General features: G+C 47.0%; 12 protein-coding genes and 1 tRNA gene. 10 read left to right on the top strand and 3 right to left on the bottom strand.

Annotated features, from left to right (window positions below; genetic code table 11):
• On the top strand, window positions 1-1633 hold a 1633-nt coding region (locus tag ACZOTW_RS06020; protein WP_483997749.1), incomplete at its 5' end, for a recombinase family protein.
• A 214-nt stretch (window positions 1634-1847) separates the two neighbouring features.
• On the opposite strand, the gene ACZOTW_RS06015 is transcribed toward ACZOTW_RS06020, so the two are convergent.
• Together ACZOTW_RS06015 and ACZOTW_RS06010 are read right to left on the bottom strand one after the other, a co-directional pair.
• Window positions 1848-1932: transfer RNA gene (locus ACZOTW_RS06015), tRNA-Ser, on the bottom strand.
• Window positions 1933-2015: 83 nt separating this feature from the next.
• Window positions 2016-2837, bottom strand: coding sequence for an alpha/beta hydrolase (locus ACZOTW_RS06010; protein ID WP_483997748.1), 822 nt, complete (start codon window positions 2835-2837; stop codon window positions 2016-2018).
• 59 nt (window positions 2838-2896) lie between these two features.
• Between ACZOTW_RS06010 and ACZOTW_RS06005 the strand changes: the two genes are divergently transcribed.
• The 9 genes from ACZOTW_RS06005 to ACZOTW_RS05965 all read left to right on the top strand — a co-directional run bounded on the left by ACZOTW_RS06005 (window position 2897) and on the right by ACZOTW_RS05965 (window position 13282).
• Window positions 2897-3808 (top strand): DUF2157 domain-containing protein, encoded by a 912-nt coding sequence (locus ACZOTW_RS06005; protein ID WP_483997747.1) that lies wholly within the window; start codon window positions 2897-2899, stop codon window positions 3806-3808.
• A complete protein-coding gene (locus ACZOTW_RS06000) occupies window positions 3805-4782 on the top strand; it encodes a DUF4401 domain-containing protein (RefSeq protein ID WP_483997746.1) in 978 nt (325 codons plus the stop codon). Before ACZOTW_RS06005 ends, ACZOTW_RS06000 begins: the two co-directional genes overlap by 4 nt.
• Window positions 4772-5209: a GDYXXLXY domain-containing protein gene (locus tag ACZOTW_RS05995; protein ID WP_483997745.1), complete on the top strand. Its 438-nt coding sequence runs from the start codon at window positions 4772-4774 to the stop codon at window positions 5207-5209. Before ACZOTW_RS06000 ends, ACZOTW_RS05995 begins: the two co-directional genes overlap by 11 nt.
• 10 nt (window positions 5210-5219) lie before the next feature.
• The gene (locus ACZOTW_RS05990; protein WP_177745667.1) at window positions 5220-6047 is read left to right on the top strand and encodes a P-loop NTPase; all 828 of its coding nucleotides are present in this window, start codon (window positions 5220-5222) and stop codon (window positions 6045-6047) included.
• 120 nt (window positions 6048-6167) lie between these two features.
• Window positions 6168-8693 carry a hypothetical protein gene (locus ACZOTW_RS05985; RefSeq protein WP_483997744.1) on the top strand — a complete coding sequence of 842 codons (2526 nt, stop codon included), beginning with the start codon at window positions 6168-6170 and terminating at the stop codon, window positions 8691-8693.
• Window positions 8694-8805: 112 nt separating this feature from the next.
• Window positions 8806-10014 carry a pyridoxal phosphate-dependent aminotransferase gene (locus ACZOTW_RS05980; protein WP_177745661.1) on the top strand — a complete coding sequence of 403 codons (1209 nt, stop codon included), beginning with the start codon at window positions 8806-8808 and terminating at the stop codon, window positions 10012-10014.
• Window position 10015: 1 nt separating this feature from the next.
• Window positions 10016-11632: a phosphoenolpyruvate carboxykinase gene (locus ACZOTW_RS05975; protein ID WP_428041370.1), complete on the top strand. Its 1617-nt coding sequence runs from the start codon at window positions 10016-10018 to the stop codon at window positions 11630-11632.
• 119 nt (window positions 11633-11751) lie between these two features.
• On the top strand, window positions 11752-12009 hold the full coding sequence (locus ACZOTW_RS05970; RefSeq protein ID WP_177745655.1) for an SWIB/MDM2 domain-containing protein: 258 nt from the start codon (window positions 11752-11754) through the stop codon (window positions 12007-12009).
• Between the two features lie 307 nt (window positions 12010-12316).
• Entirely contained in the window at window positions 12317-13282 is a 966-nt protein-coding gene (locus ACZOTW_RS05965) for a hypothetical protein (RefSeq protein ID WP_483997743.1), read from the top strand.
• Window positions 13283-13357: 75 nt separating this feature from the next.
• Here ACZOTW_RS05965 and ACZOTW_RS05960 read toward each other — a convergent pair whose 3' ends face one another.
• Window positions 13358-14464 (bottom strand): GMP reductase, encoded by a 1107-nt coding sequence (locus tag ACZOTW_RS05960; RefSeq protein WP_428046718.1) that lies wholly within the window; start codon window positions 14462-14464, stop codon window positions 13358-13360.
• Between the last annotated feature and the right edge of the window lie 88 nt (window positions 14465-14552).

The raw sequence follows: 14552 nt of genomic DNA, 5'->3' as shown, positions 1-14552 counted from the left end.
GTGTTCTTTGGAGACAGTAAATATGGCCGAGGAACATAAGATATTGCGTTGTGCGATCTATACCCGCAAATCCACAGAAGAGGGCTTAGAGTTACAATTTAACAGTTTACAGGCCCAAAGGGAGGCCTGTGAGGCATATATAAAAAGTCAAAAGCATGAAGGTTGGAAATTGGTACCTACTGAATATGATGATGGGGGTTACTCCGGTGGTAATTTAAATCGGCCGGCTTTACAACGTTTACTTAAAGATATAGCAGATGGGCTAATAGATATCATTGTGGTATATAAGATAGACAGATTGACCCGTAGTTTACATGATTTTAGCAAGATAGTAGATGTATTAGAGGAACGGAACGCATCTTTTGTGTCTATTACACAACATTTTAATACGAGTAGCAGTATGGGGCGGTTAACCCTAAATATGTTATTATCCTTTGCCCAATTTGAACGGGAGATAACAGGGGAACGATTAAGGGATAAGATAGCAGCGAGTAAGAAGAAGGGGATGTGGATGGGAGGGACCCCACCTATGGGTTATAAGCGCAAAGATAAGAAACTTTATCCGGATGAACCCCAGTCGGCAAAAATACAGCTTATATTTGATAAATACAACGAATTAAAAAGTGTACAACGGCTAAAAAAATACTTAGATAGCCAACATATCTACAGCCAGCATGATAGACCGCTTTCTGTAGGGAATTTATACCGCATTTTGCAAAATAGGGCTTATATAGGGGAAGTACCACACAAGGGGGTATGGTATAAGGGAGAACACAAAGGAATTATTGAAATAGGGGTATTTCATAAAGCGAAGGATACCCTACAGGAGCATAGAATTGATAGACAACGATATGAACCACAAAAGAGTTTATTATGCGGTAAACTGTATGATGATAAGGGTAATAGGATGAGCCCTTGTTGGAGTACTGGTAGTAAAGGCAAGAAGTACCGATATTACGTTAGCCAGGCAGTTATTAAGTGCAAGAGCGACAAAATAGGGAAAGTGAGTAAAATATCCCTACCGGAGATAGAAACATTTATAGATAAGTGGTTTAACACGCAATTTAAAGAGGATAAATCGGTGTTTGCTAATTTATTAAAAAGTTATAGTGTGAATGAGACCAAGCAGATATTAAACAGCATACAAAACAAAACTATAGACCAAGAGACACAAAGGATATTACTAGGACGAGTAGATTTATTGCCCGAAGAAATTACACTTACCATCTATCAGGAGCAGTTATGCGAATATATCCGTTCACTCTACGAAAATAGACCTATTAAAGAACTGTTTAAGGAATCCCTCAAAACATCTCTTGTGTTCCATGTTAAATACCATATAGCAGTCATAGACAACGGAGCCAAAGCCATTGTAGGCGAAAGGATAGAAAAGAACACCAATAAAACCTTGGTTCAATTACTCATCCAAGCATTCAATATTAGCCATGATATACTGCAGGGGAAACAAGTTAAAGATCTATGTGAGAAATATCAACTGACAGATAGGTATATGAGAAAGATTTTGACTCTTAGATTTTTACCTGCCAAGGTAATTCTTAGTATTTTAGATGGTACACAAGGACGAGAGATAACAGCTAAACAGTTATTTGAACAGGCCAGTCAACATAAATAGATACAGTATCAGCTCTAGGTAAAAGGCTACTGCCAACATGCGGTAGCCTTTAAGTTTCGGAACTGCGAAAACGAAATTTTGAGCATGGGCGGAAGAAATTCTTGAAATAAACGGGGAAACGGAAAACGAGCATTTAAGATTTAAGTAAAATAAAAAATCCACGACGAGAAAAAAGTTCATCGTGGATTATATCTAATTAATTTACACTAGAATACGGAGAGGGAGGGATTTGAACCCTCGAAACCTTGCGGTTTACAGGTTTTCGAGACCTGCTGTTTCAACCACTCACACACCTCTCCAATTATACCGTCGCCGAGTGGCGGGCATCGGGTATCTAATTCTATTATAGCAAACTTTTGCGCGCTCCTGCGCCGGATACTCCTTATAACGTATGCAAAAATTGTACTACTGCCTCCTGCGCCCAGACAAATTCGTCGTGTCCGCCCACCGGGGACAAAAAACGCTTTTCGTGGCCGATAAAGTCCGCCAGTTTGGCACTTTGCCGCCACGGAATTGTTTGATCGGCCCGGCTCATACACACCAGGACGGGCAAACCTTCCGGTAATTTTTTTGCAGATTTTACGTTATCAAAGCGGTTAAAATACAAAAAAGGCGCTACTAAAAGTGCCGTCAAACGATACCAACTTGATGCGGGTGCATAATCGTGCGTGCGCAAGCATACCGCCATATCGGGCGTACTTAAAAACGGGCTTTGCAACACCAAGGCTTTAAAAGGAAATTTTCCCAATTCCGCCGCCGCATACAGTGCGGGCGCGTTGCCTAGCGAGTGGCCGAAAAGTACGATATCATTGGGCAAAATTTTAAGGTCTTTTAATGCGTAGCGTACCGCACAAAGCGCATCCTCAAACACCGTTTTTTGGCTGGGGCTGCCCGCAGACAAACCAAAGCCGCGGTAGTCAAACATTATAATTCCAAATCCCAGCGGCGCATAGGCTTGGGCAAATGCTTCAAAGTGCGATATATTTCCACCCCGTCCGTGAAAAAAAAGCAGTGTAGGCAAGCCTTTTCCTGCCGGGAGATACACCCCGGTAATCATTTTGCCGTTAGGCGCGGGAAAGGCAATCTTTTGAAAGGGTAATTTTAAAGGCCAGCGTTTTTTTTGCGGGCGAAATACCATATGCGCCCCTACGCGCGTTAGCGCATACCATATCAGCAGTATAAGTAAAATTAAAAGTGCAAACATATTTTTATTATATCTTTTGTGGCGGGCGGTCTGTCTATCGTATTTGGTATAATCGGGATATGAGCAAGCAACTATTGGATGTTTTACTAAACGAACGTTTGTTGGATGAAAAATCCTATCAAACCTTATTAAATAAAGTCCGCCCGGCAGACAAAACGGCTTGGCTTTCCCATAGACTGTTGGCGGCGGGCGTGGCCTTTATATTGGCGGGGTTTGTCTGCTTTATTGCGGCTAACTGGCAGGAAATGGGGTTGATTTTAAGGCTCTCCCTGCCGCTTATCGGGCTCGTGCTGTGCGGGGCTGGGGCGTATTATAAAAAGTTGGATACTTGGCCGGGGCAAGGTTTTGCCTTTGGCGCGGCGGTGATGATAGGGGCTTTTTTGGCGGTTTTCGGGCAGATATATCAAACGGGGGCGTTTTTATATGAACTGTTTGGCCTGTGGGCGCTCTTGCTTTTGCCTTTGTGTTGGCTGACCCGTAATAAATGGATGTATTTGTTTACGCTGTATGTGGCTACGGTTTATTGGGGTTCGTTCCAAGGGGGAATTTTAACGGACGGCTTTTGGTGTGGGGCCATGGGCGTGTATTTTGTGGCGTGGGCTTTGGTAGAATTTTTGCCCGCCTGTAAAAACTGGGGCGAGGGCTTTAAACGCTTTATTTGGATGCCTTTAAGCGTCTATGCCACCGTATGGGGCGGTTTCTCGGCGGAAAAGGCGTTCAATTTCCCCAATGCGGGGTATTATTTAGTCGCACTTGTGTTGGCAGGCTTTTTTCTGTGTTATGCTCGGTACAAAAAAGACGCGGCTCTCTTTGCTTGGAACGCCCTCGCCTGGACGGGGCTTATCTGTGCGTATCTGGATCAATGGTTGGGATTTCGCACCTTGGGTTTGCTTATTTATTGTTTGCTTTTTGCCGGGAGCGGAATCGTCAGTTACCGCTTATGGTTTAGCGCGCGGGAGGAAATAAAATGAACACGAGTGAAATTTTAAGCGGAGTACCTTCTGAAAAACGCGCGCAGGCCGAAACCTTTTTAAAACACCGCGAAGCCGTGTCCGTTCCTTTTTTGGTGCGGGCTATGCTGTTTATCGGCTCGCTGATTTCGGCGAGTCTTTTGGTGGGGATAGCCGACCGTTTATTAGCCGGCATTATCCCGGTTTTAGGGCGCGGGGTACTGTTTTTTGGCGCGGGCGTTCTGCTTGCAAAAACATCTTCCAATTTACCGCCCTTGCGCGGGGCGTGGCGCCGTCAGTTAGGGGGACTCATTGGCCTGGCCGGGCAAATTATACTGGCCTTCCGGCTGACGGATATCCCCGGTGTGTCCGTTTGGATGGGCGTCCTGACGGTGGCGGCTATTTCTTATCCGCTCTTTAAAAATCCCTTTAACCGCTTTTTGTGGTGTGCGGCGGCGGCCAGCAGTTTGTATGCCCAGGTGGATTGGGAGTGGAACTGGAACCAATTTGCCGTGGCTCTTTCCGCCTTTTGCGCGTTCGGCTTGGCTCTTTGGCTGTTTGTTAAGCGCAAATTTAATTTTTATCCGCTGGCCTACGCGCTTATTTGGTGGAGTGTGATTTGTGCGGGTGAAACCGTTTTTAACAAAATGTGTTGGTATGGGCTCAATCCTGCGAACGCCGCCTTGGCCGCCTGTGTGGCTGTCTATGCTGTATTTTCCCATAAGGGAAACTGGACCCGCGGACAAATAGCGTTGGCGGCCGGAGCGGTGGTGTTGTCCGCACTTTTAAATTGGCCGACGGTTTTGGCTCTTATTTTAATGTACACCGGGTTTACCTTGCGCGACCGTGTGTTGGAAAGCCTTGGTACGGCGGGAGTAGTGTGCGGGCTATTTTTATTTTACTTTACCTTAAACGCGGCCCTGTCCGCAAAGGCGGCGTTGCTTATGGCTTCGGGCCTTATTTTACTGGCGGTACGGAGCGTATATGCGAAATAAACTGCTGTTGTTTTATACTCTTTTGCTGGTGCTTTGCTTCGGCGGTTATGCCGCTTATACACAGCACGCGCTGAAAAACGCGCAGACCTTCTATTTGCAAATGGCGCCGCTGGACCCGTTGGCCTTGTTAAGCGGGGAATATATGCAGATTAACTATGCCTTTGAGCAAGATGTGTTTGGTATAAACGAGCCGGTCAAACAGGTTACGCTGTATATGGATGAGCGGGGCGTGGCGGGCCGGGCCAAAACGGATAAGCCGCTAGTTATCCCGGTTCATCAAGTAACGGCTCGTTTGCCGCACCAATTCTATTTTAAAGAAGGAACCGCCAAAAAGTACGACACCGCCGCCTATGCGCAATTAAAACGATTGCAGGACGGACGTTTTTTAATTAGCGCATTAGCGGACAAAGATTTAAAATTATTGTGAGGGAGAAAAGATGAGCGAGAATTGTAACCACGATTGTGCATCCTGCAAAAGCGGATGCTCCGGGCATAATGCCCAGGAAATGCCTAAGGAAAAGCCGCATTTGTTAAGCCGTATAAAACACGTTATCGGCGTGGTAAGCGGAAAAGGCGGCGTGGGCAAAAGTTTTGTTACGGGACTGTTAGCCACGGAAATGACACGCCGCGGGTATTCGTGCGGCATTTTAGATGCCGATATCACAGGCCCGTCCGTGCCCAAAATGTTTGGCCTGCACGAACGCGCTACCGGAGACCAAGACGGCATTTACCCGGTCAAAACACAAACGGGCATACAGGTAATGTCTTTAAATTTATTGTTGGAGCGCGAAACAGACCCCGTTATTTGGCGCGGGGCACTCATTACGGGTACGGTGCGCCAATTTTGGACAGATGTTATTTGGAAAGAGGTGGACTACTTGTTTATTGATATGCCGCCCGGCACAGGAGATGTAACGCTGACGGTGTTCCAAAGTTTGCCTATTGACGGAATTGTGATTGTTTCCTCCCCGCAGGAATTGGTGCAGATGATTGTGGGCAAGGCCGTTAAAATGGCCAAAATGATGAATGTGCCCGTGTTGGGATTAGTGGAAAATATGAGTTATTTGAAATGTCCCGACTGCGGAAAAGAAATTTCTGTTTTTGGCAAGAGCCGCGCGGATGAAATGGGCAAAACCTTTGGGCTTTCGCCCGTGGTACGTCTGCCGATAAATCCGTTGGCGGCGCAGGCGGTGGATGAGGGACGTATGGAATTTGTGCGCGAAGAAGCCGTAAACCCGTTGGCGGACAAATTAGCCGCCCTGTAAAAAGAGGGCCTAACCGATTATAGGACCATTGGTCCCGGCAGGTGGGGCCAATGGCCCTTGTTTTAGGGGCGGATATATTGAATAATATAATTGAAATATTTTTGCCGGAAAGGATAATATATGAAAGCGTTTTTGACGATTTTTATCAGTTTGGTGGTTTGTGCTAATGCTTGGGCGGGAAATCCTTTAAAAAACATTAAAAAGGGTGTTGGTGCCGTAAAACGCGTTCCGAAAACGGGTACCGTAAAAATCCCCAAAGGGACCGTTCCCAAAGTAAAAGTTCCGTCAGGTACCGTTCAAGTTCCCCGGTTTTCGGTTCCGCTTCCCAATCCGGCCCTGCGTTTATCCGTTTCCCAACAGGTAGATGAGGCGGCCATTGCGCGCGTATTGCTTAAAAGTCCTGCGCTTATGCGTGCGTCCGCTCTGCCGGAAGTAAAGCCCTACCGCACCGATTTAATCAATATCCAACTGCAACTTGCCCATTTAAATACATATTCTACTGCGGATGAAGTATTGAAAAACCAAAATCATCCGGCTGTTTTGGCCGCCTATAAAGCCTTGGAGGATATGGCCGCTATCGGCATTTACGGATCGGTGGACGATATCCAATTGTTACTGGCTTCATATCAGGCCTTTTCAGGTTCAGCCTTGGAGCCTATTGCTTTAACGACGATAGCGCGCTCCTTGGTGGCCTTGGGAATGTACCCAATGTTGGAAAAAGTTTTGGACACTGCTAAGCCGACTGCCGCATTGGAATCTGTTAGCGAATTTCTGACTCATTACCATTTTCCTATTAAAGTGCCGCACCATACCGCTTATGCCCCGGTGGAACGCATAAATGAGTTGTCGGTTGCGTTGGGGCCTCTTTCCAGATTAAATGGCAAATTTACCGTAGAGGCGATGAATAAATGGGTGCTCTCCGCCTATGAACACCGTATCCCTAAAAAAACGGAAACCAAAACCGTAACCAAACCCACTACTACGCCGCAGCAAGCGGCTACACAAGCCCCCGCGGAACAGCAACCGGCTGAACAAGCCCAGCAAGAAGATGCGTTGTCCTATGCTCCCGTTATTCCTGTACTGGATGAAAAACCCCGCCCGGGGCTTGTCAGCAAAGTCTATCCGTCCGGTCTGCGCGAGGAGGACAGTTTAATCCGCGATTGGATGATATCCTTTAAAAACGGATATTTCAAACCGCGTAACCAAGTGGAAGCCATTATGGGTATGTCCCCGGCCAAGGCTAACAACTTAATGGAATTTTTGTATTATATGCCCCTGGATGAGGCCGAGCGTGTGATTTTTAACCCGATTCGTGAAACAGGCCGCCTGCCGGACTTTATGTATGATGCGCGCTTGATTGAGGGCACGCGCCGCCTGCCTGCCGGTTATTACAAAAATAAATTTAACGAAAATGTAAAACGCTTTGTAGAACTGGCGGACGGCGAAAATACGCTTTATGAGTTTGATATGGAACTCAAAGACCTCGTCAGCAGTATGGCCGATTACAGTTTTAAACAGGGTTTTGCCTACAAGAACAGTCCGGCCCTTACCAATGGCTTGCGCGCCAAATGGCATAAAATTGAAGTGGCCATTAACCGCCCGGGTTTAAAGGCGGACCGCGAACAGATTAACCGCTTGTGGAACGAACCCGTAGAGTTGGAAGACGGTACCAAGGTCAGTTTGCGCGATTACTTTACGCAAACGCGTTCCACCGCGTTTTTTAAAGAGGGCAAAACGCCTGAGTTTTACTTAAACAGCGCCCGCTGGGTGTCTTGGGAAAACGAACGCCGCAATCTGGCGGCATCAGAATATGTAGGCCGCCCGGAAAAACTTTCGTGGTGGGATAAAGTGCAAAATTGGCTGGTGTTGGGTAAACCGTCCCAATATTTGACGTTAAACCAATTTGGTGATGTGATGCGCACCGAGTTTGAAAAGGGTTTTGGTGGCGCGTCGGCAGACAGCCCGTATTTGGACTGCTTGGCCGGAACGGAGGATGAAGGACCTTCTTCCCTGACGATGACTATCAATAATTTTGATAAAGTGGGCGGCGTATGCCAAGCCTCGTTTGGTGACGGCGGTTATATGGGCCGTGTGGAGAAAGGCTACAATGGCACCTCTACGGTCAGCCGTTTTCAGCCGCAAAACTTTACCAATGTAAAAGTAGTAACCTTTGATTTTAAAACACTCCAACCGCGCGTACAAACATTAGCGTCCGTACCATATTTAAAAGATTTGAAAAAGCCGGATTTGGACCAAGTCCGTGCCGGAACAATGGTCGGGGACGGATTGGATCCCACGCGCGATTTGTTAGGAGTACAGCAAGCGGACCAGGCGCTCGTTAATATTCCTCATTTAAAGGCAACTATTTACCCCTTTGCCCGGTTGGCGGCTTATGAGGGAACGGTTCCGCCTTATTTAACAGGCGGCGGGCTTGGCGGTTATTTGGCATTATTTACGCCAGATTTTTATCCGCTGAAAACTATTTACCGGCTGCGTTTTAACGGGTGGAAACCGTATTTGGAAAAAACTTATTACATCCGAAAGGAAGTTCCGGCCCTTTCCGGTGCTATCCACCGCGACCGCCTGACATTTAGTGAACAGATAATGGACCGCGTGGTAAAAACTCCTGAAAAGCCCGAAAAATAAAGGTTTTTTTATCCAAAGCCCCGCTTTTAACCAGGCGGGGTTTTTTATATTCTTCCAAAAAAGCGTTTTTTGGGCGTAATTAAATGTTACAATGAGCGTAGGGGGAAAATTTATGAGTTTGATTTTAAGTAAATTGGCTGATACTATCGGTGATTCGCCGACCTTAAAAATAAATGCCGCGGCCCGCGCTTTAAAAGCGGCCGGGCAACCCGTTATTCACTTGGGCGGTGGGGAACCCACTTATCCGGCTCCGCAGGCGGCGGTGGATGCCATTATCCAAAAAGCGCAAAGCCGCAAAATAAAATATTCTCCTTCCTCCGGCACGCCGGAGTTAAAAAAAGCCGTTTTGCATTATACGCTTAACCAATATGGCCGCCGCTACGAGCCGGCCAATGTGCTTGTGTCTGCGGGTGCTAAACAAGCGCTTTTTAATTTCCTGCTTGCAACCGTAAACCCGGGAGATGAAGTCATTTTCCCTGCTCCGTTTTGGGTCAGTTATCCCGAAATGGTGCGTATGGCGGGGGGAACGCCTGTTATCGTGCGCCCGACGGAAGACTTAATGGTTAAGGCGGAGCAGATTTTAAAGGCCGTTACGCCCAAAACCAAGGCGATTTTGATTAACAGCCCGTGCAACCCGTCGGGGCAAATTTACAGCGCGGAATTTGTAAAAACCATTGTGGAATTTGCCGAGGCCAACCAAATCTTTTTGGTAATGGACGATATTTACCGCGAACTCGTTTTTGACGGACAAACCACGCCGAACCCCTGCCAATATGCGCAGGCGGCAGAAAATTTAATTATTATTAACGGTGTATCAAAACTCTACGGCTTGACCGGGCTTCGTATCGGTTGGGCGGTAAGTGCCAATAAACCACTGATTGCCGCTATGGGCCGTATGCAGGCGCAAAGCACATCCTGCAACAGCGATTTGAGCGAAACCGCTGCGGCCGCCGCCCTGTTGGGCGACCAAAATGTAGTGGCAGACCTGCGGCGCGTATTACAGGAAAATCGCGATGCGCTGCTTGCCGAGGTTGCCAAGATTCCCAATGTGCGCGTGCAAAAGCCGCAGGGAACCTTCTATTCGTTCATAGATTTTAGCCACTATAACGCCGATTCCAATGCACTGGCGCAGTACCTGTTGGAAAAGGCATTAGTGGCCGTAGTGCCCGGAAAAGCGTTTGGAGCGGAAGGGTACCTACGCGTCAGTTTCTGTGCGGACAAGGCCTCTATTATAGAGGGCGTGCGCCGCATACGCTGGGCGTTGGATAAAACCGCCCCGAACGAAATAAAAATCGGGGATAAATTAGTTACGAGGGATTAAAATGAAAACATTAAATGCTAAACCGGATTTCTTTAAACCGGATTATGGTTTGGAACACGCCGGTATTTCTACCAATAAAACCGTGTACTGGAACTATTCCACTCCGTCTTTGTACCAGGAAGCCTTGGACCGCAAAGAAGCCAATGTGGTGTACGGCGGCCCGCTGTGCGTGAGCACCGGCAAACATACCGGCCGCAGCCCGAACGACCGCTTTTTTGTGGAAACCAAAGACATTGAAGGAAAACTTTTTTATAACAAAAGCAACAAAGGTATTAAACCCGAATACTTTGATAAAATCTTTGCCAAAGTGAAAGAATATGTAAAAGACAAAGACCTCTTTGCCCGCGATGCGTATGTCGGTTCCAGCGAAGCCTCCCGCCTCAAAGTGCGCGCCATTACGGAATGTGCCTGGACGAACCTGTTTGTTAAAAATATGTTCATTGAACCCAAACAGGAAGAATTAAAATCTTTTGTGCCGGAATTTACGCTTATCTGCCTCCCCAAAATGAAAGTGGACCCCGCCACCGACGGCACCACTAGCGAAACCGCTATTTTGATTAACTTTGAAAAGAAGATTATCTTGGTCATCGGCACCGAATACGGCGGCGAAAATAAGAAATCCCTGTTCACGGTAATGAACTTCCTCTTGCCGCAAAAAGGCATTATGACGATGCACTGCTCCGCCAACGTGGGCGATAAGCAGGACAGCGCGATTTTCTTCGGTTTGTCCGGCACGGGCAAAACCACCTTGTCTGCGGATATGACCCGCGGCCTCATCGGCGACGATGAACACGGCTGGGACGATGAAGGTGTGTTCAACTTTGAAGGCGGCTGCTATGCCAAAGTGATTCGTTTGAGCCAAGAAGCCGAACCCCAAATTTATTCCACCACCCACCGCTTTGGTACGGTGTTGGAAAATGTGGTCTTTGACCCCGAAACCGGCAAACTCAACCTGGACGATGACACCCTGACCGAAAACACCCGCGCTTGCTACCCGCTTAATTTTATTGAAAACGCGGTAGAAAGCAAACGCGCTCCGCACCCGAAAAACATCATCTTCTTGACATGTGATGCCTTTGGTGTAATGCCGCCTATTTCCAAATTGACGCCCGACCAAGCCTTGTACCACTTTATCAGCGGTTACACCGCCAAAGTGGCCGGTACGGAAAAAGGCGTAAAGGAACCGACCAGCACGTTCTCCACCTGCTTCGGCGGTCCGTTTATGGCTTTGCACCCGTCTGTGTATGCCGAACTGTTAAAGAAGAAAATCCAACAGCACCAAGTGGATTGCTGGCTCGTCAATACGGGCTGGATTGGCGGCCCTTATGGTGTCGGCCACCGTATCAGCATTAAATACACCCGCGCGCTGTTGAACGCCGCTTTGGACGGGAAATTGGCGAAAGTGGACTTTATCACCGACCCGGTTTTCGGCTTCCAAATCCCGACTTCTTGCGAAGGCGTGCCGTCCGAAATTTTAAACCCGATGAACTCTTGGGCCAACAAGGAAGAATATATGGTAAAATATGAGTCCTTGGCCAAGTCGTTTATTGAGAACTTTAAAAAGTACGAATCCGGCTGCTCTAAGGAAGTTTTGGCCGCCGCGCCGAAAGTAAAATAAGCGCGCAGTCATTTCATTTAACGGAGCCGTTTTGGCAAGTAACCCTTACCAAGCGGCTCCAAATATACTAAAATTTAATAAAGAGATTTATCTTTCACACAAATAGGAGAATTAGTAATATGGCAAAAGCAAATGCAAAATTTATGGCCCCGTTAACCCCCAGCGCCGAATTGGCCGCCGTAGTGGGTTCCGCGGCACTTCCCCGCACCGAAGTTGTTAAAAAAATGTGGGAATACATTAAAAAGAACGGCTTGCAGGATGCTAAAAACAAACGCATGATCAACTCTGATGCGAAATTGGCCCCGATTTTTGAAGGCAAAAAACAAATCAGCATGTTTGATATGAGCAAATATCTTTCCAAACACTTGGCCAAATAAGCCTGTTGAAAGACAATTTAAACCCCGGTGGCAGATTTTCTGTTTCCCGGGGTTTTTATATTATGAACTGCGTCTTGGGGCGCATTTAATGGAATTTATCCGGGATCTGTCGTTATAAAATGAAGTAACAATAAAAGCAACAACAGATTCCCGACTACAACACTCGGGAATGACGACTAAAAGAAATAAAGGACAGGTTTGAATGACATTTGGCGCGGAGCGTTCCAGTATTCAGTATTTTCCCTCTTGTTTTTGATAGGAAATAAATTATAATATTAAATATATCTCTAATTTTAATGGGGGTTTTATGAAAAAAACCTTATTTTTATTTACCATTTTGTTGGCACCGTTGTTCGTTTTTGCCGCTAATGCCAATAAGATGACAATGGTAACATATTTCCCGGTGAAATATGTGGCATATAGCCAGGTAGATGTAATGAAGCAAATGGACGTCGGCTTAACCTCTGCTTGCCAAATGAACTTGGGCTGCACGGCAGAAGAGGGTTTTAATACAGGGAAATCGTTGCGCGTAAATAACTTGTTAAATATTGCCGGGGGCAAGTTGGATTTGAACGACGCCCCTGCGATTGAAGGAAATACCGCGCGCATTGGTAGCGGTAATGGCGTGGCGGATTTTGATTTTGAAACCAGTTTGCGCGTAGGTAACTACAAGCAAGGCTACACGATGCAGACGGATAATATGTATTTGAGCGAGTTAAACTTGTTTGGTTACAAATTCCCGGCGTGTAGTGGGGAAACAATGAGTTGGCAAAAATTAAAACTCAAAAACAAGGAAGAGGTATATTTGGTCTGCGGCGAAGCGGAACAAGGCGCTTGCACCCCCACAAATAATGGGAAAACTACTTATACGGCCAGTTGCCCGTCGGGACAAAGTGGACAAATTACCTATACTTGGAACTCTACGTCTTGCCAATATGACGAAACTTCTAATACTTGCCGGACGGTCCAAGGTTGTAGTGATGCCACCTATAAGGCCAGCCATAAGAGCGAGTGCTGTCCGTCTGCCGATAAAACCGATAAGGTATGTTGGAAAGCGGATCAGGAGTATGTTGTGGAAAAAATTAACCAATGTTCTTGCCGCCCTTGTGCTGAATTAGCGTACCCGTCGGACGAAACTATTGAGGCACAAATGTGTACTCATCCTGGGGTAGAGCGATGCCGTTGTATTAAAAATTGGTACACTTCTGGAAACGGTTGTAGCATTTCTCAGTGGCAGAGTTGCAAGACTACTTATACCAAAAACGGCTGGTAAAAGGTTTTCCGTATACAAAAACCGCCCCGGATTTTTCGTAACCCGGGGCGGTTCATTTTTGGCTAAAATTTGCCTTTATTGTTCGTTGCCGAAAATGGTGTTTAATTGGCGGTTTACGCGGTAAAAGGTGGCGCATTTGGGCATATCTTTTAGCCGCTTTGCGCCGATATACGTCATACAACTGCGCATACCGCCCAACAGAGCCAACAGCGTGGGCTCAATCGGGCCGCGGAACGGCAGTTCCACCACTTTGCCTTCGCTCGCGCGGTACTTTTTCATCCCGCCGTAATGCTTGTCCTGTGCGTATTGGGAACTCATCCCGTAGAAAATTTTGTACTGTTTTTCCTCAATTTTCATAGCGCAGGTCTTGTCGTCAATCATATTCACTTCGCCCGTTTGATAATTTTTAGTACACATTTCGCCGCCGCTTTCAGTGTGTCCGGCCAACATACCGCCCAACATTACAAAGTCCGCTCCGGCGCAAAAACTTTTGCATACATCTCCGGGAACTGTGCAGCCGCCGTCGGCGCAAATCATCCCGCCTACCCCGTGGGCCGCATCTGCGCATTCAATTACTGTGGAAAATTGGGGCCTGCCGACTCCGGTCAATTTGCGCGTGGTGCAGACGGATCCAGGGCCAATACCCACTTTTACAATATCGGCCCCGTTTAAAATCAGGTCCTCGCACATATCGCCCGTAACCACGTTGCCCGCCATAATCAGGGCTTGCGGCCACGCTTTGCGCACTTTGCGGATGTAATTAATCAAATAGGGGGAATAACCGTTGGCTACGTCCACACAAATATTGGCGCAAAGTTTTTCGTCCATTACGCGGGTCAATTTTTCAAAGTCCGCATCAGATACGCCGGAACTGACAAAGAGTAAATCGTTGGAGCCAAATTCTTTTGCGTTATCCTTTAAAAAGTGGATTAAATCTTCGGCGGAGTAATGCTTGTGCAGGGCACTCATCAAATGTTGTTTTTGCATTTCGCGTGCGATTTCAAAGGTGCCGGTCGTGGCCATATTGGCCGCAATAATGCCCGTGGCGTTTATCTGGCGCGGACACCATTTAAAGGCATAGTTGCGCGTAATGTCCACCTCCGAGCGGGAAGCCAAAGTGGAGCGTTTGGGACGCAGAAGTACGTCGCAATAGTCTAGTTGGATATCATCATAAATTCTCATAAATCCTCCCGTTTGAGGGGAAAATGGCCTTTCCTCCCAAACCGTTTTATATCATACAAAATTTAAGTGCCCCAAACGGCAAAAAACT

The sequence above is a fragment of the Candidatus Avelusimicrobium sp. genome, from assembly GCF_056976295.1.
Note: the sequence above shows the minus strand (reverse complement) of the source record. Positions and strands in the feature narration are given on the sequence as shown.

Excerpts from the sequence above, each read along its gene's own strand:
- ACZOTW_RS05980 (WP_177745661.1), top strand. The coding sequence starts at position 8,806 with ATGAGTTTGATTTTAAGTAAATTGGCTGATACTATCGGTGATTCGCCG.
- ACZOTW_RS05990 (WP_177745667.1), top strand. The coding sequence starts at position 5,220 with ATGAGCGAGAATTGTAACCACGATTGTGCATCCTGCAAAAGCGGATGC.
- ACZOTW_RS05960 (WP_428046718.1), bottom strand. The coding sequence starts at position 14,464 with ATGAGAATTTATGATGATATCCAACTAGACTATTGCGACGTACTTCTG.
- ACZOTW_RS05985 (WP_483997744.1), top strand. The coding sequence starts at position 6,168 with ATGAAAGCGTTTTTGACGATTTTTATCAGTTTGGTGGTTTGTGCTAAT.
- ACZOTW_RS05975 (WP_428041370.1), top strand. The coding sequence starts at position 10,016 with ATGAAAACATTAAATGCTAAACCGGATTTCTTTAAACCGGATTATGGT.
- ACZOTW_RS06010 (WP_483997748.1), bottom strand. The coding sequence starts at position 2,837 with ATGTTTGCACTTTTAATTTTACTTATACTGCTGATATGGTATGCGCTA.
- ACZOTW_RS05995 (WP_483997745.1), top strand. The coding sequence starts at position 4,772 with ATGCGAAATAAACTGCTGTTGTTTTATACTCTTTTGCTGGTGCTTTGC.
- ACZOTW_RS06005 (WP_483997747.1), top strand. The coding sequence starts at position 2,897 with ATGAGCAAGCAACTATTGGATGTTTTACTAAACGAACGTTTGTTGGAT.
- ACZOTW_RS05970 (WP_177745655.1), top strand. The coding sequence starts at position 11,752 with ATGGCAAAAGCAAATGCAAAATTTATGGCCCCGTTAACCCCCAGCGCC.
- ACZOTW_RS05965 (WP_483997743.1), top strand. The coding sequence starts at position 12,317 with ATGAAAAAAACCTTATTTTTATTTACCATTTTGTTGGCACCGTTGTTC.
- ACZOTW_RS06000 (WP_483997746.1), top strand. The coding sequence starts at position 3,805 with ATGAACACGAGTGAAATTTTAAGCGGAGTACCTTCTGAAAAACGCGCG.